Annotated in this window: 24 protein-coding genes; 15 read left to right on the forward strand and 9 right to left on the reverse strand. The window is 69.5% G+C overall.

The window, feature by feature from the left end:
• Positions 1–172: 172 nt before the first annotated feature.
• Positions 173–2,524 carry a SpoIIE family protein phosphatase gene (locus tag ACFW6B_RS39390; protein ID WP_386604417.1) on the forward strand — a complete coding sequence of 784 codons (2,352 nt, stop codon included), beginning with the start codon at positions 173–175 and terminating at the stop codon, positions 2,522–2,524.
• 291 nt (positions 2,525–2,815) lie between these two features.
• Positions 2,816–3,490, forward strand: a complete 675-nt coding sequence (locus ACFW6B_RS39395; RefSeq protein WP_386604419.1) for a CBS domain-containing protein — start codon at positions 2,816–2,818, stop codon at positions 3,488–3,490.
• Positions 3,491–3,634: 144 nt separating this feature from the next.
• Here the strand turns inward: ACFW6B_RS39395 and ACFW6B_RS39400 are convergent, their stop codons facing one another.
• The 6 genes from ACFW6B_RS39400 to ACFW6B_RS39425 form a co-directional block, all read right to left on the reverse strand.
• On the reverse strand, positions 3,635–4,078 hold the full coding sequence (locus ACFW6B_RS39400; protein WP_386604421.1) for a universal stress protein: 444 nt from the start codon (positions 4,076–4,078) through the stop codon (positions 3,635–3,637).
• Positions 4,079–4,431: 353 nt separating this feature from the next.
• A complete protein-coding gene (locus ACFW6B_RS39405; RefSeq protein ID WP_386604423.1) occupies positions 4,432–4,911 on the reverse strand; it encodes a hydrogenase maturation protease in 480 nt (159 codons plus the stop codon).
• Positions 4,908–6,254, reverse strand: a complete 1,347-nt coding sequence (locus ACFW6B_RS39410) for a Ni/Fe hydrogenase subunit alpha (RefSeq protein ID WP_386604425.1) — start codon at positions 6,252–6,254, stop codon at positions 4,908–4,910. Before ACFW6B_RS39410 ends, ACFW6B_RS39405 begins: the two co-directional genes overlap by 4 nt.
• Entirely contained in the window at positions 6,251–7,129 is an 879-nt protein-coding gene (locus ACFW6B_RS39415; protein ID WP_386604428.1) for an oxidoreductase, read from the reverse strand. Before ACFW6B_RS39415 ends, ACFW6B_RS39410 begins: the two co-directional genes overlap by 4 nt.
• A 1-nt stretch (position 7,130) precedes the next feature.
• Entirely contained in the window at positions 7,131–7,949 is an 819-nt protein-coding gene (locus tag ACFW6B_RS39420) for an FAD/NAD(P)-binding protein (RefSeq protein WP_386604430.1), read from the reverse strand.
• A 61-nt stretch (positions 7,950–8,010) separates the two neighbouring features.
• Positions 8,011–9,177, reverse strand: a complete 1,167-nt coding sequence (locus ACFW6B_RS39425) for a 4Fe-4S dicluster domain-containing protein (protein ID WP_386604475.1) — start codon at positions 9,175–9,177, stop codon at positions 8,011–8,013.
• Positions 9,178–9,495: 318 nt separating this feature from the next.
• Here ACFW6B_RS39425 and acsA point away from each other — a divergent pair, with 318 nt between their 5' ends.
• Genes acsA through ACFW6B_RS39450 form a run of 5 tightly spaced genes read left to right on the forward strand, consistent with a single transcriptional unit; the run spans position 9,496 to position 15,265 of the window.
• Positions 9,496–11,328 (forward strand): acetate--CoA ligase, encoded by a 1,833-nt coding sequence (gene acsA, locus ACFW6B_RS39430; RefSeq protein WP_386604432.1) that lies wholly within the window; start codon positions 9,496–9,498, stop codon positions 11,326–11,328.
• Positions 11,325–12,350, forward strand: coding sequence for a pyruvate dehydrogenase (acetyl-transferring) E1 component subunit alpha (gene pdhA / locus ACFW6B_RS39435; protein WP_386604433.1), 1,026 nt, complete (start codon positions 11,325–11,327; stop codon positions 12,348–12,350). Before acsA ends, pdhA begins: the two co-directional genes overlap by 4 nt.
• Positions 12,347–13,429, forward strand: a complete 1,083-nt coding sequence (locus tag ACFW6B_RS39440; protein WP_386604435.1) for an alpha-ketoacid dehydrogenase subunit beta — start codon at positions 12,347–12,349, stop codon at positions 13,427–13,429. The genes pdhA and ACFW6B_RS39440 overlap by 4 nt, the downstream gene beginning before the upstream one ends.
• Position 13,430: 1 nt before the next feature.
• Positions 13,431–14,996 carry a 2-oxo acid dehydrogenase subunit E2 gene (locus ACFW6B_RS39445; protein WP_386604437.1) on the forward strand — a complete coding sequence of 522 codons (1,566 nt, stop codon included), beginning with the start codon at positions 13,431–13,433 and terminating at the stop codon, positions 14,994–14,996.
• Between the two features lie 5 nt (positions 14,997–15,001).
• Positions 15,002–15,265 carry an acyl carrier protein gene (locus tag ACFW6B_RS39450; protein WP_386604440.1) on the forward strand — a complete coding sequence of 88 codons (264 nt, stop codon included), beginning with the start codon at positions 15,002–15,004 and terminating at the stop codon, positions 15,263–15,265.
• Between the two features lie 45 nt (positions 15,266–15,310).
• On the opposite strand, the gene ACFW6B_RS39455 is transcribed toward ACFW6B_RS39450, so the two are convergent.
• Together ACFW6B_RS39455 and ACFW6B_RS39460 are read right to left on the reverse strand one after the other, a co-directional pair.
• Positions 15,311–16,339: an alcohol dehydrogenase catalytic domain-containing protein gene (locus ACFW6B_RS39455; RefSeq protein WP_386604442.1), complete on the reverse strand. Its 1,029-nt coding sequence runs from the start codon at positions 16,337–16,339 to the stop codon at positions 15,311–15,313.
• A 75-nt stretch (positions 16,340–16,414) separates the two neighbouring features.
• Entirely contained in the window at positions 16,415–17,890 is a 1,476-nt protein-coding gene (locus tag ACFW6B_RS39460; RefSeq protein ID WP_386604477.1) for an AAA family ATPase, read from the reverse strand.
• Positions 17,891–18,348: 458 nt separating this feature from the next.
• On the opposite strand from ACFW6B_RS39460, the gene ACFW6B_RS39465 reads away from it, so the two are divergent.
• On the forward strand, positions 18,349–18,579 hold the full coding sequence (locus tag ACFW6B_RS39465; RefSeq protein ID WP_386604444.1) for a universal stress protein: 231 nt from the start codon (positions 18,349–18,351) through the stop codon (positions 18,577–18,579).
• Positions 18,580–18,823: 244 nt separating this feature from the next.
• Positions 18,824–19,111, forward strand: a complete 288-nt coding sequence (locus tag ACFW6B_RS39470; RefSeq protein ID WP_386604446.1) for a DUF1876 domain-containing protein — start codon at positions 18,824–18,826, stop codon at positions 19,109–19,111.
• Positions 19,112–19,186: 75 nt separating this feature from the next.
• On the opposite strand, the gene ACFW6B_RS39475 is transcribed toward ACFW6B_RS39470, so the two are convergent.
• The gene (locus ACFW6B_RS39475) at positions 19,187–19,834 is read right to left on the reverse strand and encodes a CBS domain-containing protein (protein ID WP_386604448.1); all 648 of its coding nucleotides are present in this window, start codon (positions 19,832–19,834) and stop codon (positions 19,187–19,189) included.
• Positions 19,835–19,976: 142 nt separating this feature from the next.
• On the opposite strand from ACFW6B_RS39475, the gene ACFW6B_RS39480 reads away from it, so the two are divergent.
• From ACFW6B_RS39480 to ACFW6B_RS39505, 6 genes are all read left to right on the forward strand, one after another.
• Positions 19,977–20,897, forward strand: coding sequence for a DUF1918 domain-containing protein (locus ACFW6B_RS39480; protein WP_386604450.1), 921 nt, complete (start codon positions 19,977–19,979; stop codon positions 20,895–20,897).
• Positions 20,898–21,137: 240 nt separating this feature from the next.
• The gene (locus ACFW6B_RS39485) at positions 21,138–22,013 is read left to right on the forward strand and encodes a universal stress protein (RefSeq protein ID WP_386604452.1); all 876 of its coding nucleotides are present in this window, start codon (positions 21,138–21,140) and stop codon (positions 22,011–22,013) included.
• Between the two features lie 56 nt (positions 22,014–22,069).
• Complete coding sequence (locus tag ACFW6B_RS39490; protein ID WP_386604454.1) at positions 22,070–24,481, forward strand: glycoside hydrolase family 65 protein; 2,412 nt, start codon at positions 22,070–22,072, stop codon at positions 24,479–24,481.
• Positions 24,482–24,745: 264 nt separating this feature from the next.
• The gene (locus tag ACFW6B_RS39495; protein ID WP_386604457.1) at positions 24,746–25,204 is read left to right on the forward strand and encodes a Crp/Fnr family transcriptional regulator; all 459 of its coding nucleotides are present in this window, start codon (positions 24,746–24,748) and stop codon (positions 25,202–25,204) included.
• Complete coding sequence (locus ACFW6B_RS39500; protein ID WP_386604459.1) at positions 25,201–25,884, forward strand: CBS domain-containing protein; 684 nt, start codon at positions 25,201–25,203, stop codon at positions 25,882–25,884. The genes ACFW6B_RS39495 and ACFW6B_RS39500 overlap by 4 nt, the downstream gene beginning before the upstream one ends.
• 161 nt (positions 25,885–26,045) lie before the next feature.
• The gene (locus ACFW6B_RS39505; RefSeq protein WP_386604461.1) at positions 26,046–26,498 is read left to right on the forward strand and encodes an OsmC family protein; all 453 of its coding nucleotides are present in this window, start codon (positions 26,046–26,048) and stop codon (positions 26,496–26,498) included.
• The last annotated feature ends 102 nt before the right edge of the window (positions 26,499–26,600 follow it).

Genomic DNA, 26,600 nt, shown 5'->3' on the forward strand with positions numbered 1-26,600 from the left:
ACTCCGGCGGGTAGTTCTTCATGACCACGAGATGTCCGTTCTCAGATCCTCAGGATCCAGTGTCTCGTGTGTCCAAGATCTGGGGTCAAGGCCCAGTGCCAGTTCCCTCGGAAACGGCCGTCCTCTGGATCCGGCTGTCTCAGCCACCGCAGTCGTTGACGCACAGGGGATCGTGACAGGGTGGAGCAGCGGTGCCCAGCAGTTTCTCGGGTACAGGTTCGAGGACGTCGTCGGGCGTTCCGCGGCCGGCCTGCTGGGTCAGAATTCCGGTATCCCCGTAGATCTCTCGTCAGCTGCCGAGGGATGGCGGGGAACATCGGCACTGCGGCACCGGGACGGCCACGACGTGGTGGCCGACATCCAGGCATACGCCTCACTCGACCACGAGGGCAGCGCGCAGTGGCTCGTCGTAGCCACGCGAACACAGCGGCCATATCCACGTCCGACGCAACATCCGGATGAAGCCGAGGCCACGACAGAGGAAGCCTTCGCGCAGTGCCACCTTCCCGTGATGATCTACGACGCTGAATTGCGTGCCCTGCGCGGCAGCGCCGGTGCGGTCCGCGCGCTGGGCCTCTCGGAGGAACAGATGCGCGGTCGACGTGTCACCGAAATCTTGCCTCCCCACATCTGTACCAAGGTCGAAGAGGGGATGCGCCGGGTTTTCGAGACGGGAGAGCCGGAGCTCTTCCAAGTGCACGGCCGACCGCGCCCCGAAGCCCGCGGACACTACTGGGCCGTCACCGTGTCGCCCGTCAGGAACCCGGCAGGGGAAGTACGCCACGTTCAGCTCATGGCGCTCGACATCACCGAACTACGCCTGGCCCGAGAGCGGCTCGCTCTGCTGAATGACGTCAGCACGCAGGTGGGCAGCACTCTGGACGTGACGCATACGGCACAGGAAATGGCCGACATCACGGTGGGTCGACTCGCCGACTTCGTGAGCATCGACCTGCTGGACTCTCTGCTGCGCGGCCTCGAACCCAAGCCCCTCGACGAAGGGCCCATCGGTCTGCGCCGTGTCGCACAGCAGTCCGTCCTGCCCGAAGTACCGGAGTCGGTGATCCAGCCTGGAGACGTGGACTACTACCCCGCGTCCTCACCTCCCGTCAGCTGCCTGCTCACAGGCCGCTCGTCACTGCACCGAACTCTGGACGGCGCCGTCAAAAGCTGGCAGACGGCGGACCCGGAGCGCGCTGAGAAGGTCCGTTCCTTCGGAATGCACTCGATCATGGTCGTCCCTCTACGCGCCCGAGGCGTCACGCTCGGAGTTGCCGTGCTCGTACGCCACCGGCGCCGGCATCCGTTCGACGACGACGATCTGCTTCTCGCGGAGGAGATCGCCGCTCGCACCGCCGTCTCCATCGACAACGCCCGCCGCTTCACCCATGAGCGGACCACCGCACTGGCCCTGCAGCGAAGTCTGCTTCCGCAGCACGTCTCCGCCCAGGATGCCGTGAACGTGGCTCACCGGTATCTGCCGGCTCGCTCCCAGGCTGGGCTCGGTGGCGACTGGTTCGACGTCATCCCCTTGTCAGGCACCCGCGTCGCCCTGGTGGTCGGCGATGTCGTAGGCCACGGCCTACAGGCCTCTGCCACCATGGGACGGCTACGGACCGCGGTGCGCACTCTCGCCGATGTCGACCTGCCTCCGGAGGAGCTCCTCGTCCATGTCGACGATCTGGTCACTCACCTCAAGACCGGGGCGGGCACCGCACCGGATTCGGAGCCCGACGTCGTCACCGATCTCATCGCAACCTGTCTGTACCTCGTCTACGACCCGGTCTCGGGCCGCTGCACCGCCGCCGCGGCGGGCCATCCCCCGCCTGCCATGGTGACGCCCGACGGCAGAGCGGAGTTCATCGAGCTGTCTGCCGGACCTCCATTGGGGGTGGGCGGTCTCCCTTTCGAAACGGCCGAGTGGGAAGTACCTGAGGGCAGCCTCTTGGCCTTGTACACGGACGGCCTCGTCGAGGGCTCCGAACACGATATCGACAGGGGCATGACACTGTTGCTACAGCGTTTGGACCAGCCCGCGCTCTCACTGGAAACTGTCTGCGACGATCTGATCGAGACCATGCTCCCTGCGGAACCGTCGGACGACGTTGCCCTCCTCCTGGCACGTACCCGGTTCCTCGGCTCGGACCGGGTCGCCACCTGGGACCTGCCCTCCGATCCGGCGGCAGTGGCGGGCGCTCGGCACGAGGTCTCCCGGTGCCTGACGAACTGGGGGCTCGACGAGGTCACCTTCACGACCGAGTTGGTCGTGAGCGAACTGGTCACCAACGCCATCCGCTATGGCAGCCCTCCCGTTCAACTGCGCCTGATCCGCGGCTCTGCGCTCATCTGCGAGGTGTCCGACAGCAGCAGTACCGCCCCGCACATGCGCCGGGCTCGCCTGTTCGACGAGGGCGGGCGCGGCCTGATGATGATCGCCCAACTGTCCGATCGCTGGGGGACACGCCATATGCCGGGAGGGAAAGCGATCTGGGCTGAGATCGGGATACCGAACGAACAGTCATGAGGGCGAGCCGTTCGTCGAGTGTCGTGGATGCTGACGCCGGACTCCTCGCGAGCCGAGCGACAGGACTGCGGACCCTTCCGGCCGACAACTGTGTACCGATCGGCGTCGTACGGACCAGACCGGCAGTCCTTCGTCGAAATCCCCGAGTGGGACGAGTGCGCCACCCTCAAGGTCTGGGCAGCAGGCCCCACAGCGCAGAAGCGGTCATTTTGGGCCGGATGGCCCCTGGTCATCTGTTCCGCACAGGCACACGCTGGTAGAGGTAGACCCGGTTCAGACCTCGGAGTCATCATGTACGGCAGCCCGAGCATCGTCAGCGATGTCATGACCCACACGGTCGCCGCCGTGGGCAGGCAGGCCCCCTTCAAGGAGATCGTGCAACTGATGCACGACTGGCGGGTCAGCGCCCTCCCGGTGATCGAAGGCGAGGGCCGGGTTGTCGGTCTGGTCTCCGAGGCGGACTTGTTGCCCAAGGAGGAGGTGCGGGACAACCCTGACGTGGCCGACCTCCGACTGCGTCAGCCGGTCGACGTGGCAAAGGCCGAAGCGTCCACCGCGGGCGATCTGATGTCCTCTCCCGTCATCACCGTCCAAGCGAACGCCACGCTTGCCGAAGCAGCAAGGGTCATGGCACGAGACGGAGTCAAACGGCTTCCCGTGGTCGACAAGATCGGAATGCTGGAGGGAATCGTCAGTCGGGCCGACCTGCTCAAGATCTTCCTGCGCGATGACGAGGCGATCGCCGAGGAAGTCCAGCGCGAAATCGTGTCCTCCCTCTTTCCCCCGCCGGCCTCGGCCATCCAGGTGAAGGTGCACGACGGAGTCGCCACGCTGACGGGCAGCACCCACGACACTGCCATGGTCCCCGTGGCCGCACGTCTGGTGCGGGCCGTCGAAGGCGTGGTGGACGTCCAGTTCGACCTCGCCCACGAAAGCCGTGGAACGCGTGAGGCCGGTCGGCCCTGACGACCTCGTGCACGGTTGGTCGTGGCTCAGCGCTCGGGTGGCTCGTCGGACTGTGCATGATGAGGGCCGGGGCGCGTGAGCCACCGAGGGGGAGATCCATGCCGCGTTCCAATGGCCCAGAGCCGACGGCACCCGGCTCTGGGATCACGTCTTCTCGGTACGGACGATCACGACCGGGCACGTCGCGTGCTGCGACACGTGCTGGCTGACGGACCCGAGCAGGGCGCTCGCGAACCCGCCCCTGCCCCTGCTGCCGACGACCAGGGCCTCCGCGCCCTCGGCTGCCCGCAGCAACACGTCGGCGGTGTTGCCGTGCACCACACGGGTCCGGACCGCGTCAGCCGCGTCCGGGCCGAGCACTTCGGCCATCTCCGTACGCATCCGCTGCCTGGCTTCGTCCTCGTCGACATCCATGTCCACGGCAGGCCCCGACCAGCCGTACAGGCCCGGCAGCTCCCACACCGCGACTGCTTCCACGGCGCCACCGACCAGGCCCGCGTAGCGCACCGCCCAGCGCAGGGCCTCGTACGAGGAGGGCGATCCGTCGACACCGACCACCACTCGGCGCCCGGAGACATCACCGTCCATGCGTCTCGCCTCTCACCCGTATGCGGTCGCCAGCCTGCCCGGTCCACCCCTGACATCCACGTTGCGGGACCCATAGGCGGACCGCCAGAGATGCGCATCCGTCGGTATGACGAACCACGGCGCGTCGTCAGTGCCGGTAGCTCCTCGTCCCGTCGGACTCCACGCTCTCCCACGCGCGGTTCCACTGGGCCGGCCGGTGGCGCTCGGCCATTCGCTCGACGCACCGCCACGCACCGTAGGCTGTGGCACAGGCGCCGAGCGCGGTCGCGCATGCCACCTCGACACCAGCGATCACCGCGGAGTCCGGATTCTCCGGCGGCCTTTCGGTCTCCTACGGCTCGTGGTTCCGCCTCCTACGGCGCGTGGTTCCGCGCATGGGCCCGTCGTACGGAGGCAGCGGCACGGTCGGTCAATGCAGGGAGGGCCGACCGCACCGCTTCGCTCAGGCGCGTGCCGAGCTCGACGTCGGCCACCTCCACGGCGTGCACCACTAGCCTCGGCGGCAGCAGGTCGAGGGCTTCCGCCAGGGCAAGGCAGTCCCCGAGACCGAAGCCGTGCGTGCTCGCCGTGCCCCGGTGGTGGCCGACCGCCTCCGCGAGCGTCAGGGTATGCAGCGCACCCGGCCGGGCCGGCCGGGTGCGCAAGGCTTCCACGACGACCACGGTGTCGGCGCCACGCCACAGATCGAGCAGGCGCCCGGGTTCACCGTCGCTGACCGCCAGGACGGTGTCAGCGGGCACCCGGCCCCGCAATGCCTCCACCGCCGCCGGGCCGATCCCGTCGTCCCCGCGCAGAGGATTGCCCACGCCGATCACCACGACCCGGCCGCTCATGTCCGGTCCAGGGTCAGGTCGAGGAAGTGGGCGGCGCAGGAAATGCAGGGATCGTGATTCCGGACGACTCGCTCGCAGAGGCGGGTCAGTTCCTCGTCGTCCGCGGCGGGTCCCTCGTTGTCCAGGCGGGCCTGGACCGCCCTGCGCACGTCTTCCTCGATGGCCGTCTGGTTCTGGGCGGTGGGCGGAATGATGCGGGCCGCGGTGAGGCTGCCGTCCCCCGCGAGGGCGTAGCGGTGGTACAGAAGACCCCGGGGCGCTTCGGTGGCCCCCGCGCCGACCGCCTCACGCGGCGGAACCTCGACGGCAGGCCGTGGAGGTGGTTCGTATCCGTCGATGAGCCGCAGGGCTTCCTCGACCGCCTGCACCACCTCTACGGCACGTACGACGATGCTCCGGAAAGGGTTGTCGCAGACCGCGCCGCCGTCGGGGTCGCCCAATCCGGCGTTCCGCGCCGCCTCGGCCGCCACGGGATGCAGCCACCGGCCGTTGATCGCGTAGCGGGCCAGTGGGCCGGTCAGGAAGCGGCGGCCGTCCAGAGTGGCTGTCAGGGCGGTGGAGTGCGGTACCTGCCCTTCCCGGACGTGCTCCTCGAAATCCGACACCGGGAACTCGTGCAGCCTCGGGCCTTGTTTCCATGCGCCCGTGACAGCGGGCGTCCCGGAGTCGATGGCATAGCGGCCGGGGTCGCGCAAGGCGAGCAGATCGTGGCCGCACCCGGCGTCGGGGAAATCGAACGCCGCCACCCATCGGACGGTGTCCAGGGCATCCTCACGGGCCCGCCGAAGCCTCTCCGCCAGGGGTCGCAGTTCGGCGGGTGCCGGCGTCCGGTAGAAGCCGCCCACTCGGATGTTGACCGGGTGGATGGGCCGACCTCCGAGCTGTTCCAGGATCGCGTTGCCGGCCTGTTTGAGTCTCAGACCGCGCTCCACCGCAGCCCGTTGGTCGTGGGCGAGTCCCACCACGTCCGTGTGGCCGAGGAAGTCCGGGGCGTGCAGCAGATGGATGTGCAGGGCGTGGCTCTCGATCCATTCGCCGCAGTACAACAGGCGGCGCAGCTGGGCGAGGGAGCCGTCCACCGTGACACCGCAGGCCTTCTCGATGGCCTGGCAGGCGCTCATCTGGTAGGCGACCGGGCAGATGCCGCAAATACGTGAGGTGATGTCGGGGGGTTCCGTATGACCCCGGCCGATCAGGAACGCTTCGAAGAAGCGCGGAGGTTCATAGATGCGAAGACGTGTCTCGGTGACCGAGCCGTCCTGGACGCGCAGATGGAGTGCCGCTTCGCCCTCCACCCTGGCCAGCGCGTCCAACCGTAGGACTCGGGTTCCGCGATGTTTCATACGGGCCTTTCCGGACGAGGTTCCGTCCTGGCCGGAGGTTTCTCCTGCTCCATCGCCGCGAGTTCGGTTACGGGGGCATATTCCGGCGACGCGGCGTTGAAGGTGCGGAAGACGCGCAGAATGTCGGACTCACTCATCCCGTCGCGGCGCAACTCCGCGACCATGGAGCGCAGATTGGGCTGAACTGTGGGGCCGAAGCAGCCGTAACACCCGCGTCCGTAGGTGGGGCAGATGGCACCGCACCCGGCGTGCGTGACCGGGCCCAGACAGGGGGTGCCGTGGGCCACGGTGATGCAGGTGGTGCCGCGCCGCTTGCACTCGAAGCAGACGCTGTGGCTGGGGATGCGGGGTTTGCGTCCGGCAAGGTGGGCGGTGATGACTTCGAGGAGCTGGCGGCGGTCGATGGGGCAGCCGCGCAGTTCGAAGTCGACGGCGACATGGGCCGAGATCGCGGTCGAGGTCTCCAGCGTGGAGATGTACTCGGGGCGGGCGTAGACCGCGGCGAGGAACTCGTCGACGTCGGCGAAGTTGCGCAGTGCCTGGATACCGCCCGCGGTGGCGCAGGCTCCGATGGTCACCAGATACCGGGACACACGGCGGATGTGCTGAATCCGTTCGGCGTCCTCGGTGGTGGTGACGGACCCTTCGACCAGGGAGAGGTCGTACGGTCCCCGGCCTTCCAGCCGCGCGCGCTCTCCGTCGGCGCCCTCGACCGGGGTCATCTCCAGGAAGTGGTCGATCCGCACGTGGTCGGTGAGAGCGAGGAGTTCGTCCTCGCAGTCGAGCAGGGTCAGCTGGCAACCGTCGCAGGAGGCGAACTTCCAGACGGCGAGCGTCGGCCGTGTGTCGGTGCCTGTTCCCGGATCGCTGGTCATGTCACAACTCCCTCACCTGGAGCAGACGTGCCACGCGGTCGTAGCCGACGACCGGTCCGTCCCGGCACAGCAGGAGCGGGCCGAGCTGGCAGTGACCGCAATGTCCTGTGGCGCAGCGCATGTTGCGTTCCAGGGACAACTGCACGCGGTGTGGCATCAGGCCCCGGACCAGGAGGTCGCGAGCGGTGTGACGCATCATCGCCTCGGGCCCGCACACGAGCGCGCAGGTGCGTTCGGGCCGCAGTTCGAGGCGGTCCAGGAGCGTGGTCACCACGCCCACGTCACCACGCCAGCCCGGGGTGTGGCGGTCGACGGTCACCTCCACGTGGGCCGGCCCGCGCCAGCTCTCGATCTCGTCCCGGAAGACGAGGTCGGCGGGGGTGCGTGCGCCCGCCAGGACGACGACCCGGCCGTACGCGTCCGGCCGGCCCAGAACCTCGTGCACAACCGGCCGCAGCGGAGCCAGCCCGATGCCTCCCGCGATCACCAGCACGTCGTGGCCGACAGCCTCTTCCAGGTCCCAGCCCGATCCGTACGGCCCGCTGAGCCCTACGGTGTCGCCAGGACACAGCAGGTACAACGCGGTCGAGGCCGCGCCGACCGCGCGCACGGTGTGCACGAGACCCCCGTGACGGCCGCGCAGGCAGCTGACCGAGATGGGCACCTCACCGACCCCGAACGCGTAGATCATCGCGAACTGCCCCGGCGCGAAGGGCGGGAGTTCCCGTCCCGCCGGTACCAGTTCGATCGACCGAGTGTCGGCGGTCTCGGCCTGTGTACCGGCGACGCGATACGGCAGCGGGGGCAGCACGGCGGTCATGACCGCCTGCTTTCCGGCAGCCGTGCGGTCGAGCGGGAGGCCTGGGACACGGGTACGCCGGTCACGTCACCGCCTCCTGCGATGCCGGTGGGTCAGGACGAGTCCAGTCGTGCAGGGCGGCGGCCTCCTCGGTGATGTCGATGCCGACCGGGCACCACACGATGCAGCGGCCGCAGCCCACACAGCCGGACGAGCCGAACTGGTCGTGCCAGGTGCCGAGTTTGTGGGTCATCCACTGCCGGTAGCGGCTGCGCGTGGAGGCACGGACCGGTCCACCGTGCAACTGGGAGAAGTCGAGGTCGAAGCACGAATCCCACAGCCGCCACCGCTCCGCGTGGTCGCCGGTGAGGTCAGTGACGTCCTCCGTGGTCGTGCAGAAGCAGGTGGGGCACACCATGGTGCAGTTGCCGCAGGTCAGGCACCGCCCGGCGACGTCGTCCCAGCGGGGCGCGTCGAGCGTTCCGGCCATCAGCTCCCGCAGATCGGCCTCGGGCATGGTCCGCCCCATGCGGTCCGCGGCAGCCGTGACGGCGATGCGAGCCGTCTCCCGGGAATCCGGGTCGGCCGGACGTGCGGGCAGCTCCGCCAGGATCTCCGCGCCTTCCCGGCTGCCGCTGCGGACCCAGAAGCGGTGCCTGTCGTCACCGGCCACTTCGGTCATCACCAGGTCGTAGCCGGGACCGGAGGCGGGCCCGGTGCCCATCGACACGCAGAAGCACGTGGCGCCCGGCTCCGTGCACTCGACGACGATCAGCAGTGCTCCGGAGCGCCGCTCCTCGTATACGAGGTCTTTGTACGCCCCGCCGGTCAGGACCCGGTCCTGGATGGCGATGGCTCGCAGATCACAGGGCCGCACGCCCAGGAAGGCATACCGAGGAGGCTCAGCCCGGTCGGCCGTGAGGACCAGCTCCCCCTTCACCCGGTCGGCGCACCACTGCCGCACCCGTGGCGGATGCAGGAACGGCTTCCACGACTGGGGGCCCGCCGCGTTCGCGAAGGCGGCGCCGTCCGACCGCGCCTTCAGCCGGTACCGCCCGGCCGCCAGCTCCACGCCCCATCCGTACGGCAACTCGTCCGCCGAACGCAGCTCCGCCAGTACGATCGCGCCGTCCCGCACCGTGGGCCCGACCACGGTGAACCCGCGCCGGAGCAGCACGTCGACGAGCACGGCCATCCCGTCCTTGCCCATCACCTGCCCGTCCGACTCGGCAGGAGGGGAGGAGTCCATCTCGGCGTCCGACCTCATCACCGATCTCCTTCAGCATCACGGACGACAGGTGGGACATTTCATCTTTAACCCCATTACCGCAGCATTTCGGCTGAAGCGGCGTGCCGACAGAGCCATGCGGGGGAAGGGACAGGGGTCCATTGGTCCCTGGCGTTCTCCGGCGCCAGCAGCGGCGATCCCGGACGGACCTGCCTCGTCTCGATCGAGCGGCTGCCAGGTACCTGGGCCGACCGGCGACCCGCCAGGGCCATTGGACCCAGTGCGAACAGGCCAGCGCAGACGGATGGTCGAAGAGAGCCCGACGAAAGGAGGGCCGACATGCCGTGGGAGACCATTCGAAAGGACGCCCCGCCTCGGATCGCCCCCAATCTGGGCGACTACGCCAAAGAGTGTGCGGACTTCTCGTGGTCCAGGGCTCGGGCCGAGCTGGAGGGACTGCCCGGCGGACGGGGACTGAACATCGCGCACGAGGCTGTGGACCGTCACGCGGCATCAGAGCGCGCGGCAGCGATCGCGTTGCGCTGTGTGGGGCGGGACGACTCCGTGACCTGCGTGACCTACGCTGACCTGGCCCGCTCCACGGCACGGTTCGCCAATGTTCTCCGTACCCTCGGAATCGGACACGGCGACCGCGTGGTGACACTGCTGGGCCGGTGCCCCGAGCTGTTCACCGTCGTCCTCGGCACGCTCAAGAACACCAGCGTCCTGTGCCCGCTGTTCTCCGCGTTCGGACCGGACCCCGTGACCCAGCGGGTGACGCTGAGCGACGCGCAGGTGCTGGTCACCACGGCGGACCTGTACCGCAAGAAGGTCGCCGGACGACGACCCGCACTGGCCGCGCTGCGCCATGTGCTGATCGTCGGCGAGGGCGCGGACGAACTGCCCGGCACGGTGTCCCTCACCGCGCTCATGGCCGACGCGGACGACACCTTCACCATTCCGCCGACCTCCCCCCACGACATGGCCCTGCTGCACTTCACGAGCGGCACGACAGGCATCCCCAAGGGCGCGGTGCACGTGCACGAGGCCGCCGTCGCCCACTACGTCTCCGCGCTGTACGCCCTCGACCTCCACCAGGACGACGTCTTCTGGTGCACCGCGGACCCGGGCTGGGTCACCGGCATGTCCTACGGGATCATCGCACCGCTCATGCACGGGGTGACGGTCGTGGTGGACGAGGGCGACTACGACGCCCGCCGCTGGTACCGGATCCTCGCGGAGCAGAGGGTGAACGTCTGGTACACGGCGCCGACGGCCCTGCGCATGCTGATGCGGACGACGCCGAGGACCGGACCCTACGACCTGCCCCGCTCGTTCGACCTGAGCGCACTGCGGTTCATCGCATCGGTGGGCGAGCCGCTCAACCCGGAGGTGGTGATCTGGGGGCGTGATGTGCTCGGGCTGCCGGTACACGACAACTGGTGGCAGACGGAGACCGGCGCCATCATGATCTCCAACTTCGCCGCCTGCGACATCCGCCCCGGCTCGATGGGGCGTCCGCTGCCCGGTATAGAGGCGGCGGTTCTCCGGCGCGGCGAGGACGGCCGGGCCGAGGTCACCGACGGGCATGTCACCGTGCTGGAGGAGCCCGGCCTGGAGGGCGAGCTGGCGCTCCGGCCCGGCTGGCCCTCCATGTTCCGCGGATATCTGCACGACGAACCGCGCACCGCGGCGGCCTTCGCGTACGGCTGGTACCTCACCGGCGACCTGGTCCGACGGGACGCGGACGGCTGGTACTGGTTCGTCGGGCGGGCCGACGACGTCATCAAGTCCGCCGGGCACCTCATCGGGCCCTTCGAGGTCGAGAGCGCCCTGATGGAACATCCCGCGGTCGCCGAGTCCGGGGTGATCGGCCGACCCGACCCCGTCGCCGGGAACATCGTCAAGGCGTTCGTCACACTGAGACCCGGCTTCGACGCGAGCACCACGATGCGTCAGGAACTGCTGGCCTTCGCCAGGCGTCGGCTCGGCCCCGCCGTGGCACCCCGCGAGATCGCCTTCGACCAGCACCTGCCGCACACCCGCAGCGGCAAGGTCATGCGCCGCCTGCTGCGGGCACGTGAACTCGGCCTCCCCGAGGGCGACGTCTCGACCCTGGAGGACTCCACCCGGGAGGTTTCCTCCCCCGCGAGGACGGAGCAGTCGGCATGAGCACCACCCGCAGCCCGCGCGCCCGGCGGCCCGTCTCCCGGCAGAACCGTGCGCTCGCGCACCGCATGGCCCTCCTGGAATCCATGCTCCGCGTCCGCCGATTCGAGGAACGCTGCGTGGAGCTGTACAGCGCCGCACGGATCCGGGGTTTCATGCACCTGTACATCGGTGAGGAAGCCGTCGCCGTCGGCGTCAACGAGGCACTCACGGACGACGACGCGGTGGTGTCGACGTACCGCGAACACGGGCACGCACTCGCCCGCGGTGTTCCGGCCGAGGCGATCATGGCGGAGATGTTCGGCAAGGCCACCGGCTGCAGCGGCGGCCGTGGCGGCTCGATGCACCTGTTCGACGCCGGCCGACGCTTCTACGGCGGCAACGCGATCGTCGGTGGCGGGCTTCCGCTCGCGGCCGGCCTCGCCCTCGCCGACCGCATGACCGGCCGAAACCGGGTCACCTGCTGTTTCTTCGGCGACGGCGCCTTCGCCGAGGGCGAGTTCCACGAGACCGCCAACCTCGCCGCGCTCTGGGGACTGCCCCTGCTGCTGGTCTGCGAGAACAACCTGTACGCGATGGGCACGGCCCTGGCACGCCACCAGGCCCAGACCGACCTCGCGCTGCGTGCCGCCGGATACGGCATGGTCTCCTGGGCCGTCGACGGGATGGACGTCTTCGCCGTCGAGGACGCAGCCCGGCGAGCGGCCGAAGGAGTGCGCGCCGGAACCGGACCGCACTTCCTCGAGATGCGCACGTTCCGCTTCCGCGCCCACTCCATGTACGACTCCGACCGTTACCGCGACAAGGCCGAGATCGAGCACTGGAAGGAACGCGACCCGGTCGAGGGACTCGCCCGGCGGATGGAGACGGCCGAAGAACTTTCCGACAAGACCCGTACGGAACTGGAGGACCGCCTGATCGCCGAGATCGACGGCGCCGTCGAGGCCGCCGAACAGGCTCCCGAAGAACCTGTCGAAGATCTGCTGAAGTACGTCACCAGCCCGGTGGAGGCGAGCCGGCCATGACCGCGACCCACACGCGTACCGCCAAGCCCACCACCGCGCCTTCCGACCGGAAGACGACCTACCGGGAGGCGATGCGCGAGGCAATGCGCGAGGCGATGCACACCGACGAGCGAGTGTTCCTCATGGGTGAGGACGTCGGCCGGTACGGCGGCTGCTTCGGCGTCAGCCTCGGCCTGCTGGAGGAGTTCGGACCCGAACGGGTCCGGGACGCCCCACTGTCGGAGTCCGCGTTCGTCGGTGCCGGCATCGGAGCCGCTCTGGCGGGCATGCGGCCGATCGTCGAGATCATGACGGTCAACTTCAGTCTGCTGGCGCTGGACCAGATCCTCAACAACGCCGCGACCCTGCTGCACATGTCGGGCGGCCAGCTGCCCGTGCCCGTCGTCATCCGCATGACCACGGGTGCGGGACGGCAGCTCGCGGCCCAGCACTCGCACAGCCTGGAGGGCTGGTACGCACACATCCCCGGCCTGCGCGTCCTGGCCCCGGCGACCCTCACCGACGCCCGGTACATGCTGGCCCCCGCACTCGCCGACCCCGACCCCGTCCTGATCTTCGAGCACGGGAGTCTCTACAACGTGTCCGGCGACCTGCCCGCCGACGCGGGGCCGGTCGACATCGACCGCGCGGCGGTCCGCAGGCCCGGGACGGACGTCTCCCTGATCACCTACGGTGGCTCGCTGCCCAAGGCACTGGCCGCCGCCGACGACCTCGAGACCGACGGCGTCAGCGCGGAGGTCGTCGACCTGCGTACTCTGCGCCCGCTGGACGACATCACCATCGGCGACTCGGTCGCACATACGCACCGCGCCGTCGTCATCGACGAGGGCTGGCGGACCGGCAGCCTCGCCGCGGAGATCTCCGCACGCCTCACCGAGCAGCACTTCTACGACCTCGACGCCCCCGTGGAGCGGGTGTGCAGCGCCGAAGTGCCCATCCCGTACGCCCGCAGACTGGAGGAGGCAGCGCTGCCGCAGGTCGACGGGATCGTAGCGGCCGCCCGCCGCACCGTCGGCGGACCCGTTCCGACCGGAGCCGACGAGCCCGCACGGCAGCCGGTCACCGAAGGGGCGGACTGATATGACCGCGTTCACCATGCCCTCCCTCGGCGCCGACATGGACGAGGGACTGCTGCAGGAATGGCTCGTGAGCCCTGGGGACCACGTTCACAAGGGTGACGTCGTGGCGGTCGTGGAGACCGACAAGGCCGCCATCGAGGTCGAGTGCTTCGAGTCGGGCACCGTGGGTCGACTGCTCGTCCCGCCCGGGACCCGCGTGCCGGTGGGAGCACCACTCGCGATGATCGAGGACGACGCCGCGCCCGGTGCGCCGAAGGGCGCTCCGCTCGCGCCGAAAACGGCTGATGCCGAGACAGCGCCGGCATCGGCACCCGAGCCGGTCGAGGAACCTGCCACGCACAAGCCGCCCGAACGCGCGACAGCCGATCGAGAACCGACCGCGCGGCACGAACGCCCGAAACCTCGGCGGAAGGCGGTTCGGAAGGGCGATCTCGCCCCGGAACCCGAACCCACGGAATCCCGGGAAAGAGCGACGGAGCATCCCACCCGTGCGGCACGCCCCCCGGCGCGCCCGGCGCCGGAGCCGTCCGCCGAGGCCGGCTCGGTCTTCGGGGCAGGACCACTCGTGCGGCACCTCGCGGTGCTCCGCGGCGTGGACCTGACCACACTGCACGGCACCGGCCGCGGCGGACGCATCACCCGTACCGACGTGGAGCACGCCGCGCCTCCCATCGCAACCCGGCCGCGAGTCACCCCGTACGCGCGACGGCTCGCCCGTGACCTCGGCATCGACCTGACGGAAGTACGCGGCACCGGAGAGGACGGAGCCGTACGAGCCGCGGACGTGCGCACAGCCGTGCGTGCGCGGTCCGGAGGCGATGAACCCGAGCAGCCCGATCGGCGCCGACGGGACAGCCGGGAGCGCACACCCACGGCCGTAACGAGCGCCGGCCCGGAACAGCGTACGGACGCCATGCGCCGTGCCATCGCCGACCTGATGAGCCGCTCCAAGCGGGAGATCCCGCACTACTATCTGTCCACCACCATCGACCTCACGGCGGCCGAGGACTGGCGTCGCCGGACCAACCGCGGTCGTACGCCTGCCGACCGTCTCGTGCCGGCCGCCCTGCTGCTGAAGGCCGCCGCTGTGGCGGCCCGTGACGTGCCGGAGCTCAATGGCCACTGGCAGAACGACGGGTTCGTACCGGGGACCGAGGTCAACCTGGGTGTCGCCGTGTCGCTCCGGCAGGGCGGACTGCTCGCGCCGGTGATCCACCGCGCCGACACGTTGCCTCCCGACGCCCTCATGGCCGACCTCAAGGACCTGGTCCAGCGCGCCCGCCGGGGACGGCTGCGCGGCACCGAGACGACCGGCGCCACCCTGACCGTCACCAACCTGGGCGAGCAGGGAGTGGAGACCGTGTTCGGTGTCATCCACCCACCTCAGGTGGCCCTGGTCGGCTTCGGCGCGGTCCTCGAGCGGCCCTGGGCCACCGGCGGCCTGCTCGGCGTACGCCCGTTGGTGACGGTGACCCTGGCCGCCGACCATCGAGCCACGGACGGTGCCGTGGGGGCGCGCTACCTCACGGCGGTCGACCGACTGCTGCAGAGACCGGAGGAGCTGTGAGCCCTGTGAAACCTCTGACCAACGCAGAAGCCTTGACCGCGGTCAAGGAGTCGATCACACAGATCATCCCCGACGCCGACTTCACCCGGGTCGAACCGGACGACAAGTTCCGTGACGTGCTCGAATTCGATTCGCTCGACTTCCTCGGCCTGGTGGAGCGGCTCACGGAACGCACAGGAGTCCGGATCGACGAGGAGGACTACCCTGAGCTGACCACGCTGTCCGATGCGGCACGGTTCCTCGTCGAGAGAACCACCCACCGGTCATGACGCTTTCGAGCCCCGCGCAACGGCGAAGCGACGACCGGTGAGCCGTCACTCGCGATGCAGCACAACCTTGAGGGCTCCCGTGGTCGCGCCGTGTGCGAACACCTCGTAGGCGTCTTCCATCCGGTCGAGGCCGAAGGTGTGGGTGACCAACGGGGAGACGGGCAGGTGTCCGGACGTCATCAGCTCCAGCAGCCAGGGCGTCGAGGAGGTGTCCACCTGGCCCGTACTGATCGTGATGTTCTTGCGCCACAGGGATTCGAGGTGCAACGTCGCCGGTTTGCCGTGCGTGCCGATATTGGCGATGTGCCCTCCCGCGCGGACGGCGCGCGTGCACAGGACGAACCCGTCCGGATCTCCGGAGGCTTCGATGGCCGTGTCGGCACCCGGTCCCTCCGACAGGTCGGCGATCATCTTCCCCGGCGATTCGGCAGCATCCGCCCCCGCACGAACGGCGGCCTCCAGCCGGGCACCTTCCAGGTCCACGACGATGATCCGGCGGGGCAGGTACAGCCGCGCGATGATCACCGCGGCGAGGCCCACGGGCCCCGCACCCACTACGGCGACCGTGTCTCCCGGGCACACATGGCCGTTGCGCACCCCGACCTCGTAGGCGGTCGGGAGCACCTCGGCGAGCAGCACCGCGTCATCGAGCGGGAGGCTGGAGGGGCGTCGGGTGGTGGAGTGATCGGCGAAGGGGACCCGCACCAGTTCGGCCTGGGTCCCGTTGATCAGACTCCCCAGGATCCATCCGCCGCCCCCGCGGCACTGTCCGTACATGGCGTCACGGCACTCCCCGCAAGATCCACAGGCCGACACGGACGACACGATCACCTGGTCTCCGGGGCGCAGGTGGTGGACTCCGCCACCGACCTCCACGATCTCGCCCACAGCCTCGTGGCCGAGGACCGTCCCGGGTCTCACCTCGTGAAAGTCGCCCTGGCGGATGTGCAGATCGCTTCCGCAGACGGTGGTGGCGTCGATGCGCACGATGGCATCGGTGGGGTCTTGGATCGCAGGGTCCGGGACGGTGTCCCAGGAGGTCTGTGCCGGGCCGTGGTAGACGAGTGCTCGCACTTGCTCACTCCCTCGCTCCCCCACCTCCACGGTCACCCTCACAGTGCCTCCAGGGCAACACGGTCAGCGCCCACCTCAGTCCGGTTCCATGTAGGGACGGCGGAAGACCGGCGCCTGACCGCTGCCCCACGGGCGCACGGCAGCCATTGCCCTGGTGACCACGGATTCCAGCGCGCCGCCGGTGTCGACCGGCACAGCCTCACGCCATGGCGGTTCGCCCGCCGCCATGGCCGAGGCGATGTCAAGGTCGGCGTCGGACACTCCGGGCACACGTGTGCTCAGGCGGGCGGCTGAGATGTCGCCCGGCACCTGGCAGTGAAGGGCCACCAGGTCCGTGCTCGTGCGTTCGGCCACGAGCAGAGCCGCTTGGCGATGCGCGGCATCGGACCAAGTGGCGTCCAGGACGACGGACTCGCCGGAAGACAGCAGGGCGGCCGCGCGGTCCAGGAGAGCTGTGTACGTCTTCGCGGTCCACTCAGGCGTGTACAGGCCCTCGCGATATCCGGCCGCAGCAGACTGTTCGGCAGGGATGCCGACGAGTTCCTTTCGGATCCGGTCGCTGCTGAGCAGGGTGACTCCCAGCCGGTCGGCCAATGCTCCGGACAGGGTGGACTTCCCGCTGCCCGGCAGTCCTCCGACGAGGATCAGGCAGACGGCGGAGGTGCGCAGATGGCGCAGCGTCGCCGAGGTCAGCCGCCGCGACGCCACCTCCGCGCCCGCAGCGCCTTGGCGGGCTTGGATGAGGGAGACTTTGGCGCGGACGAACGCGCGGTAGGCGACGTAGTGGTGCCAAAGGGAGGCGGGTGCGGGATCGGCGGAGTACTCGCCGTACTGGGCGAGGAAGTACGCCGCCGCCTCCGGGGCGCCGAGCTGTTCGAGGTCCATGGCGAGGAAGGCCGCGTCGTCCAGGCCGTCGACGTACCGAAGACGGTCGTCGAACTCCAGGCAGTCCAGGATCCGGGGGCCGTCGTCAAGGCAGAAGATGTCCTCGGCGAGGAGGTCACCGTGACCGTCGACCACACGCCCCTGTCCGATGCGAGCGTCGAACAACCGCTCCCGGCCGGCAAGGTACCGGCGCACCAGCTTCTCGACCTCGGCCAACCCATCGGGTAGGGAGCCGTCGGCGCACAGCTCGCGGACCTGCGCGAAGCTGGCTTCCCATCGCGACGACAGTGCGCCCCGCGTGCCCTGCTCGTCAACCTCCCGTCCTCGGGGGGCTTTCGCGTGCCACGCAGCGACCTGCCGGGCGATGGCTCGGAGGACGTCATCGACGCAGACTCCCGTCGTTACGAGGTGGGAGAGGCGGCGGTCCTCCGGCATGCGGCGCATCACCACGATCGGTTCAATTTCCGACGTGCCTGGATCGCGGAACTCTCCCAGACCCAGATAGACATCGGGAGCGAACCGACGATTGAGGGCGACCTCCCGCTCGCACGCGGCCCGACGCGCCGTCGCTGTGGTGTAGTCCAAGAACCCGAGATCGACCGGCTTCTTGAGCTTGTAAGCACGGTCGCCGACGAAGAACAGGACTGCGATATGGGTCTCGCACACACCCGCACGGGAAAGCGGATCGTCCTCGTTCCGGGCACCCGAGGGGTGCGAGGCGGCGATGTGAGGTCCCGGCCTCGCCGTCGTCCGACCGACGTCGCGCTCAGCCATGGGGAACGACGACGGCGGGGCAGCGCCATGCGGAATGGCGGCCTGCGCCACCGGCCCGGCGGACGGCACCCAGGTTCTCGGACGAGCCGTCGAGGCCTGCGGTGACAACTGATTGCATGGCGGCAACCTCCGTCTCGTACGAAGCTGGAGCTCACGGTGAACGAGTCCGCGGCCGAGCACGTGGTCCGTGCGTCACCTGAACGCCTGAGACCGATGCGTTCCCTCCTTCAAGGATCACCCCCAACCCCTTCGTGGCGCACGTGGAACCGTGGAGTACACCGACCGGCGCCTGCACGACACCGCAAGCCCCGTCGTGGCTCCTGGAGGCCCATCGGCGTCCGCCGGCCCAAGTGCTGGATGGCGCCCTGCGCGGTTCGGCCGAAACGTACCGCGACACCACGAGCCGGCGGTTGATCGAGAAACCGGCCCGCGCGGCGCTCTTGGAAGCCTCGTCGACGGCGGACCTGTTGATCGTGGGCGCCCGGCGGCGACTTGGACATCCCGGTCTGCGATTGGGCCTGATCACCCACGCGCTGCTGCATCACGCGCCGTGTCCCGTCGTCATCGTCCCCCAGATATGACCGCCGTGGGACAAGGAGTTGGATCGGCGTCGGTTTCCGGGCCGGTCGCCGGTCCCGCAGGGACCTTCGGCCCTGTGACCGAAGACCGCTGCCGTTCGATCGTGGGAAGACGAAGGACCGGCCGACTCCTGCCGGAGGCCGACGAGCTCTTCCGAGGCATCCCGCCCGTCCGCTGAAGTCGCCTCACGCGCCGCTGGAATCACGGAGCTCAGCAGGACGCGGCCCACCCAGGCAGGAGAGAGCGATGTCGCACACGGGACAGTGGAACGCACGCCTGAACCTCTTCGAAGACGACGACGGAACGACGAAGGCCCGCGTCGTGCTGGACACCGGCACCACGGCGCTCACCGGCCACGGGACCGCGCACTGCAGTCCGACGGACACGAACGTGCCGGAGATCGGCGACGAACTGGCAGCGGGCCGGGCCATGCGCGACCTCGCCCACCAACTGCTGAACGCTGCAGAACGGGACATCCAAGGGATGACGGCGAACCGGCTCAACGCTCGCGAGCCACTTGGATGGCCCATGTGAAGCCCGGACGGAAGCAAGAGACCGGCCGTGTGACGGAGCCGGCGCCCTGCGCGCACGGTCTCGGGCACAACGTGTTCAGGCGTCCGTGGCCGCGTGCCGGCCGTCGTCCGTCCGGCAGTCGAGTTCCCCGGAGACCGACACCACGCCGTCGACACCACGGCACAGCCGCTTGATGACGGGAATCAGACTGCTGTGCTCCACCGTGCCGGAAAGGGTGACCCGACCGTCACGCACCTCCACGGTCACGGCCCGTGGATCGAGCCCCACGGTGCGGTGCAGAAGGTCCCCTGTGATCTCCTCGCGGATCGCCTCGTCGCGGCGCAGGAAGATGCGCAGCAGATCACCCCGGCTGACGATACCCACCAATCGGTCCGCCTCGTCCACCACGGGCAGCCGTTTGACGTTCTGCGTCTCCATGAGGCGCGCGGCCTCGACCACGGTCCACTCCTGACGCGCGCACACCGCGGGAGCGGACATCAGTTCCTCGGCCCGCGTCCCCTCGGCCTTGGCACGTTCCCACGCCTCCAGGTGCGGAACAGGAGCCCTGCCCGACGGATCGGCCTGATCGGCACTCTTGCGCAGCAGGTCGGCTTCGGACGCGACTCCTGCCGGGCGGCCCAGTTCGTCCACCACCGGTACGGCGGTGACCTCGTTCTCCTCCAGCAGCCTGACGAGTTCCTTGAACGGCGTATCTGGCCGTGCCCGAACGACGTTCCGGCTCATGAGCTCCTCGACCGTTCGGTGGTGCGTGTCGCCTCCCGGTGCGCGCCGCCCACCTCGCGGACACGGGACTGCCGCTCCGTGCGGCGCTGTGGCCCGCGTGGCAGGTTGGATACGACACCATTCCGATGAGAGGGCGGCGATCATGCGAGCTCACCTCGGCGACCAACTCGTCATCGAGAGCCAGGCGACCGGCGCCGCCAAACGCGACGGCGAGATCGTCGGACTCCACCACGAGGACGGAACACCCCCCTACGACGTGCGCTGGTCGGACACGGACGAGGTGACACTGGTCTTCCCCGGACCCGACGCCCATGTCCGCCATCTCGAGTACGAACAGGCGATGACCACGCGCGAGACGCAACCTGGCACGGGTGGTATGGAGGCCCCGTCCGTCGTCGCCCCGCCGAGCGGGGCACACAACCCTGGCGACATCGGTCGGCGGGTGGCCCTCGAACGCCAGAGGCAGCGGCTCAGCCGGAGGGAAACGGCCGACCGCGCCCGCATGTCGACCACCTACCTCGCCTACCTGGAGGAGCAGCCCGCCGACCCGACCTTGGCGACCCTCATCAGGCTGGCCGACGCACTGGGCACCACCGCCGCCGCTCTGCGCGGTGGCGGCGCAGATCTCCCTCCCGGGCAGGGACAGGCACTGCCTCACCCTCAACTGCGGGACCTCAGTCCGGACGAATGCCGCACACTGCTCTCCACGCACGGCGTGGGGCGTGTCTCGGTGTCTGCGTCCGACGGGCACCCGGCAGTGGTCCCGGTCAACTACGAGGTCGTCGATGACGCCATCGCCTTCCGGACCGCCCCCGGCTCCGTGGCGGCGGCTGCCGCAGGAGCCGAGGTCGCCTTCGAGGTCGACCACGTGGACGACGCTCTGAGCCTGGGCTGGAGCGTGCTCGTGGTCGGCACCGCCGATGTGGTGACGGACCCCGAGGTCACAGGCAGGCTCACCCGGCACGCGCACACCACACCCTGGGCGGGCGGTGAACGCGAGATGTGGATCTCGATCCGGCCCACGAGTCTCACGGGCCGTCGTATCACACCAGCCGATCAGTAGGCATGGTCATCGCCCCTCCCACGGTGCGCGGAACAGGGACGGACATGTCCTCGGCCCTCGACCCGTGGCGGAGGAGTCGGCTCAGCCGCTGTTTCCAGCAGCATCGCGACCCGGCTCGCCACGATCCGACCGGAGGCCCACCCGCCCCTGACTCCGTGGCGTGTCGCGGCGCCGGGAAGGCAGTGCGACGGTGGTCACAGAAGCTCTCGGCAGTCCGCCGGAGCGAAGGCGGTGACGGCGATGGCATTCCCCCTGGTCGTAGGCGTCGACGGATCTGACTCCAGTCTGCTGGCGGTCGACTGGGCAGTGGACGAGGCGGCACGACACGGTCTGCCCTTGCGTCTTGTCCATGCCTCCCGGTGGGAGACCTACGAGGGAGTCCAGCCGTCGTTCAGGACCGACCGCTCCGGTGAAGAGGTCATGGCCCAGCACATCGTCGCCTCCTGCCTGGAACGAGCCCGGCGTCGCGATCCTGTGGTCAAGGTGTCAGGCAGTGCGCTCGCGGAGGACGCCGTGTCCGCGCTGCTGCACGCGGGACCCGAGGCGTTCGCCCTGGTCACGGGTTCTCGTGGCCGCGGAGAGATCGCCGGGATGCTGCTGGGATCGGTCAGCCTCGCGGTGGCGGCGCGCGCCGTCTGCCCAGTCGTCGTGATCCGGGGCGCGGAATCCAACCGCCACGGGACCTTCGGCCGCGTCGTGGTCGGCGTCGGTGCGGCAGCCTGCGGCCCGGGGGCCGTACGGTTCGCCTTCCGCGAAGCTCAGGCGCGCGGATCCGAGCTCACGGCGGTGCGAGCCTGGCGCAACCCGTCGCAGGAGCCGGTGGACCACATGCTGCTCGCCGACGACGCCGCCCGGCTGCGCGAGGAGCGGGCTTCGACCGGCCTCGATGACGCTTTGCGCGAGGCCGCACGGGAGCACCCCCAGGTCGAGGTCCGTCGCCGTACGGTCGAGGGCCCCGCGCACCGCGCCCTGCTGGAGGCGTCGGCCCAGGCCGACCTGGTCGTCGTCGGCGCTCGGCGCCGACACGGCCACTTCGGCCTGCAGCTGGGCAGGGTCGCCCACACCCTGCTGCACCATGCGGAATGCCCGGTCGCCGTCGTCCCGCAGCCGGTCTGAGGACAGCCGCGCTTTTCTGGGCCCGACAGCCTCCGGAGGAGAGGGACAGGTGGCTGATGTCGCAGTGGACGTGGGAGTGGACCGGCTACGACCCCTCCGCCGAGCGGTTGCGTGAATCGCTCTGCACGCTGGGCAACGGCTACTTCGCCACGCGGGGTGCGCTGCCCGAGTGCCGGGCCGGCCTGGTGCACTACCCGGGAACCTACGTGGCCGGGTGCTACGACCGCCTCGAGTCGACGGTGGCGGGACGGCAGGTGGTGAACGAGGACCTGGTCAATGTCCCGAACTGGCTGATTCTCCGGTTCCGTCTGCGCCGCGCCGAGGAAGCGTGGGGTTCTTGGTTCTCCCCGGGCAAGCACGCCTTCCTGTACCACCGTCACACTCTGGATCTGCGGCGCGGCACGCTCACCCGGTCCTTCCGCCACCAGAACGGCAAGGCTTCCTCGCTGAGCGTCGAGCAGACCCGCTTGGTGCACATGGGGGATCCGCATCTGGCCGCCCTGCAAACAGTCTTCACCGCCGAGGGCTGGTCGGGGGAGATCGAGATCGAAAGCGCCTTGGACGGCCAGGTGCTGAACGGCAACGTGCACCGATACCGGGCCCTCGAACGCCACCATCTGGCCCAGGTGCGGACCGGTGCGGAAGATCCCCACACCGTCTGGCTGAGCTGCCGGACCAATACCTCGGACATCACTGTCGCTCTGGCAGCCCGGACGACGGTTCACCCCGACCGGTCTCCGGTCTCATCGGTGCTTCGTCCCGGCCGCCACAGGGCCGTGCACCGGCTGATCGTCCCGATCACGCCCGGACGGCCGGTAGCCGTGGAAAAGACCGTGGCACTGCACACCTCACGGGACCCGGCCATCAGCGATCCACTGGGCGAAGCGGTCGACCGGGTGTCCACAGCCCCGGACTTTCCCGTCCTGCTCGACTCCCACATCGCCTCGTGGGGGCGGCTGTGGCGGCGTACGGACCTGCGGGTGCCGGACGAGGCAGGCCGCATCCTGCGTTTCCACCTCTTCCACGTCCTCCAGACCCTGTCACCGCACACCGCGGATCTGGACGTGGGCGTCCCCGCCCGTGGGCTGCACGGCGAGGCGTACCGGGGCCATGTCTTCTGGGACGAGCTCTTCGTCCTGCCCTATCTCAATCTGCACTTCCCGGAGATCTCCAGGGCGCTGCTCGACTACCGCTACCGACGCCTCCCGCGGGCCTGCAGATCGGCCGCCGCGACCGGCCGAGCCGGGGCGATGTTTCCTTGGCAGAGCGGCAGCGACGGCCATGAGGAAACGCAAGAGTGGCATCTCAACCCCGCTTCCGGCCGCTGGCTGCCGGACAACTCCAGGCTCCAGCACCACGTGGGCTCGGCGATCGCCTACAACGTATGGCAGTACTGCGAGGCCTCCGGCGACACGGAGTACCTGCACACGAAGGGCGCGGAGACGCTGCTGCAGATCGCCCGCTTCTGGGCGGACCTCGCCGTCTTCGACCCCTCGACGGGCCGCTACCGGATCCACGACGTCGTCGGCCCGGACGAGTACCACGACAGCTACCCGGGCGCGGACCGGCCTGGGCTGGACGACAACACGTACACCAACGTCACCGCCGCCTGGGTCATCGCCCGCACCCTGGAACTCCTGCGGCGACTTCCCGCCTGGCGCCGCGAGGAACTGTTCTCCCGGGTGCGGCTGGACGCCGACGAACTGCAGAAGTGGGAAGAGGTCTCCCGGCGACTGCACGTGCCGTTCCATCAGGGTGTCATCAGCCAGTTCGAAGGCTACGACGATCTTGTCGAACTGCAGTGGGACAGATATCGCGCCCGGTATGGTGCCATCCGTCGGCTGGACCGGATCCTGGAGGCCGAGGGCGACACGGTCAACCGTTACAAGGCGTCCAAGCAGGCTGATGTCCTCATGCTCGGCTACCTGTTCTCACCCGCCGAACTGCGGGCGCTGTTCGGACGTCTCGGACACGACCTGGACGACGAGATCTGGCACAGAACCGTCGACTACTACCTGCGGCGCACCAGCCACGGCTCCACCCTCAGCGAACTCGTGCACGGGCTGGTCCTCGCCAAAGCCCGACGGGCCGACGCATGGCAGTACGTACACGAGGCCCTGGAGGCCGACATCGCCGACATCCAGGGCGGGACCACGGGCGAGGGCATCCACCTGGGGGCCATGGCCGGCACCCTCGACCTGGTCCAGCGCGGCCTCACAGGGCTGGAAACCCGCGACGACGCACTGTGGCTGGACCCGGTTCCCCTCCCGGCACTCTCCGAGTACGGCTTCACGCTGCGCTACCGCGGTCACTGGGGCATCGGAGTACGGCGCCGGAGCGGACGGCTGGAAATCAGCGTGCCCGAGTCGGAGGAGTCGGCGGTGCGCGTGATGCTGCCCGATCGCGCGGTGACGATCGCGCCCGGGGAAACCTGCTCGCTAGTGGTACCGGACAGTGATTCCCCGTGACGTGGCAGGCCATGGCAATGCGCAGCCGTATCAGGAGACGCTCAACGTCTCCCCCTCCGCTGCGTGTTCCTCCAACGGGCGGGGGGCGAGCAGAACGTCATGGGCCGGACGGTCCACCGGCGGGGTCCGTGCAGCCCTTTTCCGGTGGGCACGTGTTGCCGTACGACCGGGTCCAAGGTCCCCTGGACGGATCCGGGCGGCCCGTGGCGCCGGAACCGGGACGCGCCCAGGCTGGAAGCACCACCCATGAAGGGAGCCGGTGCGATGACCTCCGCAACCACGATGAACGCGGCTCTTGAACCCGTGTACCGCGAACGCCTGATGCGCCTGGCCCGCGAGGTCTCCTTCGAGGCCGGGACCCGTCTGTTCGAGGAAGGCGGGCGCGCCGACCACTTCTGGATCGTGCACACCGGCACCGTCGGCCTCGATCTGCACGTACCCGGTCGGCGGCCCGACCCGATCGAGACCCTCGGGCACGGCGAACTCATCGGCTGGTCCTGGCACTTCCCGCCGTACCTCTGGCAGCTGGGCGCCGAGGCGATGAGCCCGGTCCGGGCCTGGGAGTTCGACGCCGAGGCCGTACGGGCGCTGTGCGACGAGGACCCCGAGTTCGGCCGGGCCGTCGCGATCTGGGTCGGTCGCGTGATCGCCCAACGGCTGCACGCCTCCCGTGTCCGGCTGCTGGACCTCTACGCCCCCTACGGCAGCGGCGACCTGACATGACCACCCGGCCTGGTGAGGAGAACGGCGTGCGGAGCGGCCCGTACCGGGTGGGTGACGTGATGACGCGTGCCGTCGTCGCGGTGGGCCGCAGGGCCCGGTTCAAGGACATCGTCGAACGCATGGAGCAGTGGCAGGTCGGTGCCCTGCCCGTACTGGAGGGCGACGGCCGGGTGATCGGGCTGGTGTCCGAGGCCGACCTGCTGCCCAAGGAGGAGTTCCGGGACAACGATCCGGGCCGCGTCACCCAGATGCAGCGGCTGTCCGACCTGGCCAAGGCAGGGGCGGTGAGCGCCGAGGAGCTGATGAGCACGCCGGCCGTCACCGTGCACGCCGACGCCACCCTCCCCGAGGCCGCGCGCATCATGGCGCTGCGGCACGTCAAGCGGCTGCCCGTCGTGAACGCCGACGGTGTGCTCGAAGGCGTCGTCAGCCGGGGTGACCTGCTGAAGGTGTTCCTGCGCCCGGACGAGGACCTCGCCGAGGAGATCCGGCGGAGGGTGCTCGACGCGCTCTTCCCGGCTCCGGACGAGCCGGTGCGCGTCACGGTGACCGAGGGGGTCGCGACACTGACCGGGAAGGTCGAGGACGACTCCCTGATACCGCTTGCCGTCCGCCTCGCGCAAGGCGTAGAAGGCGTGGTGAGCGTCGACTGTCTCCTCATCGGGACCGGCGAGGAGTGAGGCGGAGCCGGGCTCCGTCGGCGAGGGCGGCTTCATCCGCGTCCGCGGAACCGCACCAGGGTCGAACGGTCCCGTTCTGACCCGATCGGCTCATCGGGCCGCCGTTCCACCCGCGTTCCACTGGAACCAAGCAGCAGGAGCACCGTCCAGGGAGGTCGGCCATGACAAGCGCAGCACCGGAGACGATGGGCGAGCGGGCGCCGCAGGAAGCGGTCGTGCACGAGTTGGACGTCACCCACGTCGACGGTGACGCGTACGCGGTGGACATCCGAGGTCACCAGCTCCGGGTCGACCAGCCTGTGGACACGGGCGGAACGGACACCGCACCGACCCCCGTCGAGCTGTTCGCCGCGTCACTGGCCACCTGTGTCGCCTTCTACGCGGGCCGCTACCTCCAGCGCCACGGACTGCCTCGAGCCGGACTGCGGGTCCGTACGGAGTTCACCATGGCCACGGACCGTCCGGCACGCGTCGAGTCCATGCGCCTGGTCATCGTTCCGCCACCCGCGCTGCCCGCCCGACGCCATGCGGCCATGCTCGCGGTCGCCTCTCACTGCACCGTTCACAACTCGCTCCACGAGCCCCCGGTGATCGGCATCGAACTGGAGGCCTGAAGCCGGCCTTGCGTCGGTACACCGGTCGACCTCGCGAGTCAGGGCCCCATGGCCCCTGCGGGTCTGGGCTCTTCGGCCCATGACGGGCGAACGGACAGGGGT

This window comes from Streptomyces sp. NPDC058751 (assembly GCF_042746485.1).
Classification (GTDB): Bacteria; Actinomycetota; Actinomycetes; order Streptomycetales; family Streptomycetaceae; genus Streptomyces.

What these genes read in the sequence shown, in the direction of transcription:
- ACFW6B_RS39505 (WP_386604461.1), top strand. Translation starts at nt 26,046, where the DNA reads ATGACAAGCGCAGCACCGGAGACGATGGGCGAGCGGGCGCCGCAGGAA.
- acsA (WP_386604432.1), top strand. Translation starts at nt 9,496, where the DNA reads ATGCCGTGGGAGACCATTCGAAAGGACGCCCCGCCTCGGATCGCCCCC.
- ACFW6B_RS39470 (WP_386604446.1), top strand. Translation starts at nt 18,824, where the DNA reads ATGTCGCACACGGGACAGTGGAACGCACGCCTGAACCTCTTCGAAGAC.
- ACFW6B_RS39395 (WP_386604419.1), top strand. Translation starts at nt 2,816, where the DNA reads ATGTACGGCAGCCCGAGCATCGTCAGCGATGTCATGACCCACACGGTC.
- ACFW6B_RS39440 (WP_386604435.1), top strand. Translation starts at nt 12,347, where the DNA reads ATGACCGCGACCCACACGCGTACCGCCAAGCCCACCACCGCGCCTTCC.
- ACFW6B_RS39480 (WP_386604450.1), top strand. Translation starts at nt 19,977, where the DNA reads ATGCGAGCTCACCTCGGCGACCAACTCGTCATCGAGAGCCAGGCGACC.
- ACFW6B_RS39490 (WP_386604454.1), top strand. Translation starts at nt 22,070, where the DNA reads ATGTCGCAGTGGACGTGGGAGTGGACCGGCTACGACCCCTCCGCCGAG.
- ACFW6B_RS39500 (WP_386604459.1), top strand. Translation starts at nt 25,201, where the DNA reads ATGACCACCCGGCCTGGTGAGGAGAACGGCGTGCGGAGCGGCCCGTAC.
- ACFW6B_RS39405 (WP_386604423.1), bottom strand. Translation starts at nt 4,911, where the DNA reads ATGAGCGGCCGGGTCGTGGTGATCGGCGTGGGCAATCCTCTGCGCGGG.
- ACFW6B_RS39485 (WP_386604452.1), top strand. Translation starts at nt 21,138, where the DNA reads ATGGCATTCCCCCTGGTCGTAGGCGTCGACGGATCTGACTCCAGTCTG.
- ACFW6B_RS39410 (WP_386604425.1), bottom strand. Translation starts at nt 6,254, where the DNA reads ATGAAACATCGCGGAACCCGAGTCCTACGGTTGGACGCGCTGGCCAGG.
- ACFW6B_RS39420 (WP_386604430.1), bottom strand. Translation starts at nt 7,949, where the DNA reads ATGACCGCCGTGCTGCCCCCGCTGCCGTATCGCGTCGCCGGTACACAG.
- ACFW6B_RS39445 (WP_386604437.1), top strand. Translation starts at nt 13,431, where the DNA reads ATGACCGCGTTCACCATGCCCTCCCTCGGCGCCGACATGGACGAGGGA.
- ACFW6B_RS39425 (WP_386604475.1), bottom strand. Translation starts at nt 9,177, where the DNA reads ATGGACTCCTCCCCTCCTGCCGAGTCGGACGGGCAGGTGATGGGCAAG.
- ACFW6B_RS39400 (WP_386604421.1), bottom strand. Translation starts at nt 4,078, where the DNA reads ATGGACGGTGATGTCTCCGGGCGCCGAGTGGTGGTCGGTGTCGACGGA.
- ACFW6B_RS39495 (WP_386604457.1), top strand. Translation starts at nt 24,746, where the DNA reads ATGACCTCCGCAACCACGATGAACGCGGCTCTTGAACCCGTGTACCGC.
- ACFW6B_RS39475 (WP_386604448.1), bottom strand. Translation starts at nt 19,834, where the DNA reads ATGAGCCGGAACGTCGTTCGGGCACGGCCAGATACGCCGTTCAAGGAA.
- ACFW6B_RS39415 (WP_386604428.1), bottom strand. Translation starts at nt 7,129, where the DNA reads ATGACCAGCGATCCGGGAACAGGCACCGACACACGGCCGACGCTCGCC.
- pdhA (WP_386604433.1), top strand. Translation starts at nt 11,325, where the DNA reads ATGAGCACCACCCGCAGCCCGCGCGCCCGGCGGCCCGTCTCCCGGCAG.